Source organism: Microbacterium sp. UBA1097, from assembly GCF_002313585.1.
In the GTDB taxonomy this organism is placed as follows: Bacteria; Actinomycetota; Actinomycetes; order Actinomycetales; family Microbacteriaceae; genus Microbacterium.
Genome location: NZ_DCBW01000005.1, coordinates 1 through 8,053, shown reverse-complemented (window position 1 = coordinate 8,053; position 8,053 = coordinate 1). Strand labels below are relative to the sequence as shown.

Sequence of the window (8,053 nt, the reverse complement as noted above, 5' to 3'; positions counted from 1 at the left end):
ACCGCCGTTCTCGAAGACGGCCACGTTCGGGTGCCCACGGGCCCCGGGCTGGGCATCGAGATCGACCCTGTCGCGCTGGAGGACATGACAGTTGCCCGCGAGGTGCTCCGCCGGTGACCGGCCCCGCCGGTACCTCGGGTCAGCGGCGACTCGTCGCCGTGATGCTGGGTGCTGCGCTGGTCCTCGGGATCGCCGCGTGTGCTTCCGCGGCCCCGAACGAGGATCTTCCCGAGGGGGTGAGTGTGCGGCTTGTGCAGCAGCGCTCGGATGTCGCGCTGCATCAGGCCCAGGTCGAGATCACCAACGGCACCGACTCACCGCTGAGTGTCGACGCCCTCTCAGTGGCTGACCCGCGTTTCGAGACGGATGCCGACCGCGTGCTCCAACGGACGAGTGTCATCGCTCCGGGCAGCACTGTCGGCATTCGTATCCAACTCCCGAGGCCGGCCTGCGATGTTCCCGATGACGGGGCGTCCACCGTGGAGTTCGCGTGGCGTCTCGATGAGCGCTCGGGGATCGCGCGGGCAGACCTTCCCGACGCGCTCGAGTTCCTGCCGGCGATGCACGCGCGCGAGTGTGTCGCCGACGCGCTCGGCGACGCGGCGGCTGCCTCGTTCACGCACTTCGAACCTGGCGCGGGCGGAGGTGTCGGCATCCTCACCCTCGGGGTCCTGCCGACCGGAGCCGGTGGCGCGAGGATCGAGGCGATCCGCCCGACCAACCTCCTCGGTTTCGGCGACGCCGGCACCGGACCGGACGCCGCGCTACCGCTGCAGATCGAGCTCCCCGCCGGCGATACCGCTCGCCGCGAGGTGAACATCGTGCTCGAGCCGTTCCGCTGCGATGCCCATGCCGTGCAGGAAGACAAGCGCGGCACGATCTTCACGACGGATGTGACAGTCGGCGGCGAGAACGGCCAGATCGAGCTGGCGGCCCCGCCGGACATGCGCGCCGAGATCCTGAACGCCGTGGCCGACTACTGCGGGTTCGGTTCCTGAGGCCCACCGGGCTTGTCGGCTGCCTGCTCTAGCGTGGGTGCATGCGCTCACTCGGTGTCGTGTTCGAACCCGCCTTCCCGCCCGAACGTCTCCGGGAGGTGGCTCTCTCGGTCGAGGACGCCGGAGTACCCCAGCTGTGGCTGTGGGAGGACTGCTTTCGCGAGTCGGGTATCGCCGAGGCTGCCGCGGCTCTGGCCGCCACGACCGAGCTGACCGTCGCGATCGGTGTGCTGCCCATGCCGCTTCGCAACGTCGCGCTGACCGCCATGGAGCTCGCTACCCTCTCGCGGCTGTTTCCGGGGCGCATCATCGGCGGCGTCGGCCACGGGGTGCAGAGCTGGATGGCGCAGGTCGGCGCGCGGCACGCATCCCCCCTCACGCTGATGGCGGAGTACTTGCCGACACTGCGAGCGCTGCTTTCCGGGGAACGGGTCACGATCGACGGGCGGTACGTCCAGCTCGATGACGTGGCCCTGGACTGGCCGCCGACCGTCGCCGTTCCCGTCTTCGCCGCGGCAGAAGGACCCAAGACACTCGACAGAGCTGGGGCCCTCGCCGACGGAACGGTCATTCCCTCGGGCTGGAGCCCGAGCCGACTGCGTGCTGCGGCGAGCCGGGTACGAACTGCGGCAGCCGAGAGAGCTGACGACTACCCCGTCGTGGTGTACCTCCCGGCGCGGTTCACCGATGGGTCCGCGGCATCCGACGAGCCGGCGGGGCGCGAGCGCGCGCACGGCGACGTGGCAATGGTCGCCGAGACGGTCGAGGCATTCTTCGCCGCGGGTGCAACCACTGTTGTGCTCCAGCCTTATCCCGACGAGCAGGACCTCATCGGGTTCTCGCAGCGCAGCGGAGAGGTTGCTCGGATGCTGGGAGTTGCGCGGTCTTCGAGCGGCTCACCATCCGTGTGATCGCCGCCCCTTGCGGGGCGCACAGCGAGTCGCCACACTCAGAGGTGGGAGCCGACCATCGCCGGTGTTCGTGTCGGCGCGCGCTCCCAGGGGAGGAACACCAATGAAGACCCGAATCGTCGCTGCCGCGCTCATGCTCGGCGTCGGAGCCATTGCCCTGACCGGATGCGTGAACCCGGTCGAGCAGCTCATCAACAACACCGTCGAAGATGCCATCGAGGGCGCCACCGGCGTCGACATCGACACCGGTGACGGCGCGAGTGTGCCGGAGGGCTTCCCCTCCGACATCCCGCTCCCTTCCGGCTCACCACTCGTTGCGCTCGCGGTCGACGGTGGCTACACCGTCACCTACACACTGCCGAGCGTCGCCGACGGTGAGGGCATCATCGAGCAGCTGAAGGCCCGGTACACCGCAGACTCCGAGTCCGACTTCGGGGGGATGAAGATCTGGTCGTTCACCGGCTCTGACTACACCGTGGGCGTCACTCTGCTCGAGCAGGAAGACGGCACGGCGCAGCTGCTCTACGTGGTCGCGCCGATCACGCAATAGAGACGCCCGGGCCGCTCGCCGGCCGCTGGCTACAGTTCGCCGCGTTCGCGCAGTTCACGCCGCGTGAGCGCTTCCCCCTGCGTCGCAGCGGGTTCTGATTCGTGGGAATCCTCGGCCTGATCCTCCTCGGCCCAGGGCGCGTGGTGGGCGCGTTCGAGCTTGGCGCCTTCCACATCGACATTGGGAACGATGCGGTCGAGCCAGCGCGGCAGCCACCAGGCGGAGCGTCCCAGCAAGTGCATGAGGGCAGGCATGAGCAGCATCCGTACGACGAAGGCATCGAGCAGCACACCGAACGCGAGACCGAAGCCGATCGAGCGGATCATCGTCGATTCGGCGAAGATGAAGCCGCCGAACACCGAAACCATGATGAGCCCCGCCGCTGTCACTACCGCTCGCCCGGCCCGCAGGCCGCGCATGACGGCGACGCGCGCAGGCGTGCCGTGCACGTAGGCCTCCCGCATCCCCGACGACAGGAACAGCTGGTAGTCCATCGCGAGTCCGAACAGGATGCCGACCAGCAGCACCGGCAGGAAGCTCAGGATCGGACCCGTGCTGTGGAGGCCGAAGATCGGGGCTCCCCACCCCCACTGGAACACCGCGACAGTCGCGCCGTAGGTTGCGAACAACGACAGGATGAAGCCGCCCGTAGCGATCAGCGGCACCAGCAGCGACCGGAACACCACGATCATGATGAGAAGCGACAGGCCGACGACGACGCTGATGTAGAGCGGGAGGACTCCGGCGATGTTCTCGGAGATGTCGATGTTGATCGCCGCCTGCCCGGCTACGCCGAGCTCGTACTCCCCGTCAACGGGAGGCAGGGCTCGAAGGTCTCGGACCACTTGTTCGGTCGACTCTGCGCTGGGCCCTTCGGTCGGGATGACCTGGAACGCAGCGAGCGTGCCGTCATCCGATACCGCGATCGGCGCGACGGCCACCACGTTCTCGACCTCCGACAGGGCTGTCGCCACATCGAGCTGAGCCTGCAGCTGAGCGGTGTCATCCAGGTCACCCGGCAGAGCCGCCGTCACCAGCAGCGTGCTGTTCGCGCCGGATCCGAACGCTTCCGCGGTCAGCTCGTATGCCTGATAGGCGTACGAGTCCTCCGGCTCACTCGATCCGTCGGGCAGGCCCACGCGCATCGACAGGGCAGGAATCGCGATGACCAGCAGCGCCACGATTGCGCCGACTGCCGTGAGCAGCGCACGCCAGGTCGGCATCGCGCGAGCTCGATCGTCAGCGTGGTGCACTGTCCCAACGCGCGCCCGGGCGCGCCGGCCCAGGACCCGCATCCCGACGAGCCGCAGGAGTGCAGGAGTCAGCGTGATGGCGATGAGGACCGCCACGAGAACAGCGAAGGCGCCGACGGTTCCCATGAGGCCGAGGAACGGGATGCCGGTGATATTCAGGGCAAGCAGCGCGATGATCACCGTCGACCCGGCGAACGTCACGGCGTTGCCGGCGGTGCCGTTGGCCAGGCCAATCGACTCGCGGAGGTCAGCGCCCTCAAGCAGCTGCTTGCGGTGACGGTTGATGATGAACAGCGAGTAGTCGATGCCCACGGCAAGTCCGAGCATCACCCCGAGGATCGGCGTGACAGAAGACATGTCGATCACGCCCGACAAGGAGAGTGCCGCCAAGACCGCGATCCCCACTCCTACCAGCGCCGTGACGAGGGGCAGCGCGGCGGCAATGACGGTGCCGAGCATGACCAGCAGCACGATCGCGGCGATGACGACACCGGCGATCTCCCCGATACCGATCAGGTTCGGGAGGGACTGCGCGAGGGTCGTCGAGAAAGCGACCTCGACTCCGTCGATCGGGTGCGCCTCGACGTAATCGATCACCGCTTGCTTCGCTTCGGCGTCGAGTTCGAGCAGCGGTACATCGAACGCGACGTTCAGGAGAGCGGTAGTGCCGTCGCTGGAGACCACTCCGATGCCCTCTGAGAGCTCGAGCAGGTCGGCACCGAGCTCGAGCTGCGTCTCGTTGGTGGCCAGTTCCTCACGAGAGGCATCGAGTTCCGCCTGTTGCGCCTCGAGCTGCTGGCTCGCGGCATCCAACTGTTGACGCTGGGCATCCAGCTGAGCCTGCTGCTGGTCGAGGGCCGCGAGTTGGGAGGCGGGGGCGCCGCCTGCCTCAGCCTGCGCGCGGGCGGCATCCAGTTGCTCCTGTGCGTCCTGGAGCTGAGCCTGTCCGCTCTCGACCTCGGCTCGGGCGGCGTCGAGCTGTGCCTGTCCGGACTCGAGCTGCGCGCGTCCTTGCTCGAGCTGGGCACGCCCGTCGGTGATCTCCTGCTGTCGGTCGGCTCGTTCCTGTTCGGCCTCGAACGGGTCGACGGCCCGGGCGACGTCGGGCAAGTCGCGGATGCCTGCAGCAAGGTCAGCGACCTCCGCACGCTGTTCGTCGCTGAAAGGCTCGCCATCTTCGGTGTGCAGCACGATCTGACCCGAGGCCCCCGAATAGTCGGGGAGCTTCTGGGCGAGCTCGTCGGTTACCTCGCCCGATGCGGTTCCGGGAACGTCGAAACTCGTGGCCAGCGTGCCGGCGCCCAGGGCGAAGGCGCCGCCCGCGAGACCGAGAACCGCGACCCAGGCGACGATCACGATCCACGCGCGCTGGGCAGAAGCCTTGCCGAGCCGGTACAGCAGTTCAGCCATGGTCACCTTTCGGGCGGGACGCGGGGGAGAGCAACCGACAGCATACGATACGTACCGTCTCGCATGCTGAGTCGAAGACGGACACTGACTCGAGGATGGATACTGTGACCGACATGACCGAAGCCCTGCCCATCTCCACCGGACGACGAGGTGGCCCCCCGCGCAGCGAAGAGGCGCGCCTGGCGATCCTGCGCGCGACAGCTCGCCTGTTTCTGGAGAGAGGGTTCGGGCACCTGAGCATTGAGGGGATCGCTGCCGAGGCGGGGGTCGGCAAGCAGACGATCTATCGGTGGTGGCCGGGAAAGAGCGACCTGGTCGCCGAGGCGCTCATCGAGGGCTTCCTGATGCCCGAGCACTTCGCGCCCAGCTTCTCGGGCACGCTGCGAGACGATCTGGCGAGCTGGATGCGTATCGTCCTGGACTTTGTTGATGACCCCGGGCATGACGAGATGCTCCGGTCGCTGCTGGCAGCGGGAACGACCAACCCTGCGATCGGCGAGCGCATTCGCGAGCGACTCGGGGCTGACGGTGACCTCGTGCATCGGCTCGAAAAGGGCGTGACCGATGGCGAGCTGCCGCCGACAGCACCCATCTCCTCGATCATCGAGCTTCTGGTCGGCGCGATCGTCCTACGCGTCTTCGCGCCCTCGAACGGGGACGACGGTGAGGCCGAGCGGCTCGTCGACGTCGTCCTCGGAACCCACACGGCACGCGGCCTGTGAGTCGCGGCGGATAGAATCGTCGGATGTCGCGGCATCCGCGATACCCTCGCGCGCAGCGCATCCCCGACCCAGGAGTTCCTCCGTGGCCGAGCAGTCCCGCCTCGACAAAGTGATCGCCCTCGCCCGTCATCGCGGGTTCGTCTTCCAAGCCGGCGAGATCTACGGGGGCTCCCGCTCCGCATGGGACTACGGTCCGCTCGGCACCGAGCTCAAAGAGAACATCCGCCGTCAGTGGTGGCAGACCTTCGTCCGCGGGCGCGGCGACATGGTGGGCCTCGATTCCTCGATCATCCTGCCCAAGCGCGTGTGGGAGGCATCCGGGCACGTCGCGACCTTCACGGATCCCCTCGTCGAGTGCCTGCAGTGCCACAAGCGGTTCCGCGCCGACAACCTCATCGAGGACTTCGAGGCGCGCAAGGGTCGCACCGCCGAGAACGGGCTGGCCGACGTGCCGTGCCCCAACTGCGGCACGAAGGGCCAGTACACCGAACCCCGCGCGTTCTCGGGTCTGGTCAAGACCTACCTCGGGGTCGTCGACGACGAGTCGGGCCTGTACTACCTCCGCCCCGAAACCGCGCAGGGCATCTTCGTGAACTTCACGAACGTGCTCACCGCGAGCCGCAAGAAGCCGCCCTTCGGGATCGGTCAGGTCGGCAAGGCGTTCCGCAACGAAATCACCCCCGGCAACTTCATCTTCCGAACCCGCGAGTTCGAGCAGATGGAGATCGAGTACTTCACTCCCCCGGCCGAGGCTCCGGAGTGGTTCGACCACTGGGTCGAGGCGTGCTGGGACTGGTTTACCGACCTCGGTATCGACCCGGCGAACATGCGGCGCTTCGATGTGCCCGAGGAGGATCGCGCCCACTACTCCGCCGGCACGATCGACGTCGAGTACCGCTTCGGGTTCCCGGGCAAGGAGTGGGGCGAGCTCATGGGGGTCGCCAACCGCACCGACTACGACCTGAAGAGCCATGCCGAGGCATCCGGGCAGAGCCTGACCTACTTCGACCAAGCCTCGGGCGAGAAGTACACCCCGTATGTCATCGAGCCCTCGTTCGGGCTTACTCGCGCCATGATGGCGTTCCTCGTCGACGCTTACCGCGAAGAAGAGGTTCCCAACGCGAAGGGTGGCACCGACACCCGGACCGTCTTGAAGCTTGACCCGCGCCTGGCGCCGGTCAAGGTCGCCGTGCTGCCGCTGTCGCGTAACGAGGCCCTGTCGCCGCTCGCCCGCGGACTGGCTGATCGCTTGCGCGGGCACTGGGCTGTCGATTTCGACGATGCAGGCGCGATCGGTCGCCGTTACCGCCGACAGGACGAGATCGGTACCCCGTTCTGCGTCACCGTCGACTTCGATTCCCTCGACGACAACGCCGTCACGGTGCGTGATCGCGACACGATGGCCCAAGAGCGTGTGCCGCTCGAGAACGTCGAAACCTACCTCGGCGAGCGCCTCACCGGCGCCTGACACAGGCTGCGGAATCGAGGGTGAGTATCAGCCCTTGGCGGCAGCCTTCATCGCCTTCTTGTGCTCTCGCACCTTCGCAAGGGACTCGGGGCTCGTGATGTCGGCGACGCTGCGGAACGAGCCTGCTTCGCCGTAGGGAGCCGAGGCCTCGCGCCATCCGTCCCCGTCGAAGCCGTACTGCTTCCCGAGCAGTGCGAGGAAGATCTTCGCCTTCTGCTCACCGAATCCGGGCAGCTTCTTCAGTCGTCTCAACACCTCGGCGCCATCGGGTTCGCCCCGCGTCCATATCTCGGCGGCATCGTCATCCCAGTCGGTCGCGACAGCCTCACACAGCGCCTGCACCCTGCCCGCCATCGATCCCGGAAACCGGTGCACGGCCGGGGTCTGGCGGAACACCTCGACGAATGCTTCGGGGGCGTACGCCGCCAGGGCGGATGCGGAGAGCTCTCCCGTTCGTTCCCTGATCTTCTTCGGGCCTGTGAAGGCGGTCTCCATCGCGATCTGCTGATCCAGCAGCATCCCGATCAGCAGTGCCAGCGGATCGTCCGATAGCAGCCGGTCGGCAGCGTCATCGCCGGTGATGTGCAACTCCATGGCACCAGTGTTCCACGCACCTCCCTCCTTCAGCCCAGTTGTCCTTCGCTCAGCCGACTTGTCCTCCTTTCAGCCGACTTGTCCTTCCTTGAGTCGAGTTGTCCTTAGTTGCTCGATGTGGGTGAAGGACAACTCGCGCGGAGGAAG

Annotated in this window: 7 protein-coding genes; 5 read left to right on the top strand and 2 right to left on the bottom strand. The window is 67.2% G+C overall.

Features of this window, described 5'->3' with window-relative positions:
- Positions 1–113 precede the first annotated feature (113 nt).
- The 3 genes from B4F19_RS00390 to B4F19_RS00380 all read left to right on the top strand — a co-directional run bounded on the left by B4F19_RS00390 (position 114) and on the right by B4F19_RS00380 (position 2,459).
- A complete protein-coding gene (locus B4F19_RS00390; protein ID WP_228178319.1) occupies positions 114–998 on the top strand; it encodes a hypothetical protein in 885 nt (294 codons plus the stop codon).
- A gap of 41 nt (positions 999–1,039) precedes the next feature.
- On the top strand, positions 1,040–1,909 hold the full coding sequence (locus B4F19_RS00385) for an LLM class flavin-dependent oxidoreductase (RefSeq protein ID WP_292732169.1): 870 nt from the start codon (positions 1,040–1,042) through the stop codon (positions 1,907–1,909).
- A 103-nt stretch (positions 1,910–2,012) separates the two neighbouring features.
- Complete coding sequence (locus B4F19_RS00380) at positions 2,013–2,459, top strand: hypothetical protein (RefSeq protein WP_228178321.1); 447 nt, start codon at positions 2,013–2,015, stop codon at positions 2,457–2,459.
- 29 nt (positions 2,460–2,488) lie between these two features.
- Here the strand turns inward: B4F19_RS00380 and B4F19_RS00375 are convergent, their stop codons facing one another.
- Entirely contained in the window at positions 2,489–5,122 is a 2,634-nt protein-coding gene (locus tag B4F19_RS00375; RefSeq protein WP_292732167.1) for an MMPL family transporter, read from the bottom strand.
- 113 nt (positions 5,123–5,235) lie between these two features.
- Between B4F19_RS00375 and B4F19_RS00370 the strand changes: the two genes are divergently transcribed.
- Both B4F19_RS00370 and B4F19_RS00365 read left to right on the top strand, forming a co-directional pair.
- Positions 5,236–5,844, top strand: a complete 609-nt coding sequence (locus tag B4F19_RS00370) for a TetR/AcrR family transcriptional regulator (protein WP_292732334.1) — start codon at positions 5,236–5,238, stop codon at positions 5,842–5,844.
- Between the two features lie 82 nt (positions 5,845–5,926).
- On the top strand, positions 5,927–7,312 hold the full coding sequence (locus B4F19_RS00365; protein WP_292732165.1) for a glycine--tRNA ligase: 1,386 nt from the start codon (positions 5,927–5,929) through the stop codon (positions 7,310–7,312).
- Between the two features lie 27 nt (positions 7,313–7,339).
- Here B4F19_RS00365 and B4F19_RS00360 read toward each other — a convergent pair whose 3' ends face one another.
- Positions 7,340–7,906, bottom strand: a complete 567-nt coding sequence (locus B4F19_RS00360; protein ID WP_292732163.1) for an HhH-GPD-type base excision DNA repair protein — start codon at positions 7,904–7,906, stop codon at positions 7,340–7,342.
- Positions 7,907–8,053 lie beyond the last annotated feature (147 nt).

Bases quoted from the DNA above. Each gene is read 5' to 3' on its own strand.
- B4F19_RS00385 (WP_292732169.1), top strand. From the start codon at position 1,040: ATGCGCTCACTCGGTGTCGTGTTCGAACCCGCCTTCCCGCCCGAACGT.
- B4F19_RS00380 (WP_228178321.1), top strand. From the start codon at position 2,013: ATGAAGACCCGAATCGTCGCTGCCGCGCTCATGCTCGGCGTCGGAGCC.
- B4F19_RS00375 (WP_292732167.1), bottom strand. From the start codon at position 5,122: ATGGCTGAACTGCTGTACCGGCTCGGCAAGGCTTCTGCCCAGCGCGCG.
- B4F19_RS00370 (WP_292732334.1), top strand. From the start codon at position 5,236: ATGACCGAAGCCCTGCCCATCTCCACCGGACGACGAGGTGGCCCCCCG.
- B4F19_RS00360 (WP_292732163.1), bottom strand. From the start codon at position 7,906: ATGGAGTTGCACATCACCGGCGATGACGCTGCCGACCGGCTGCTATCG.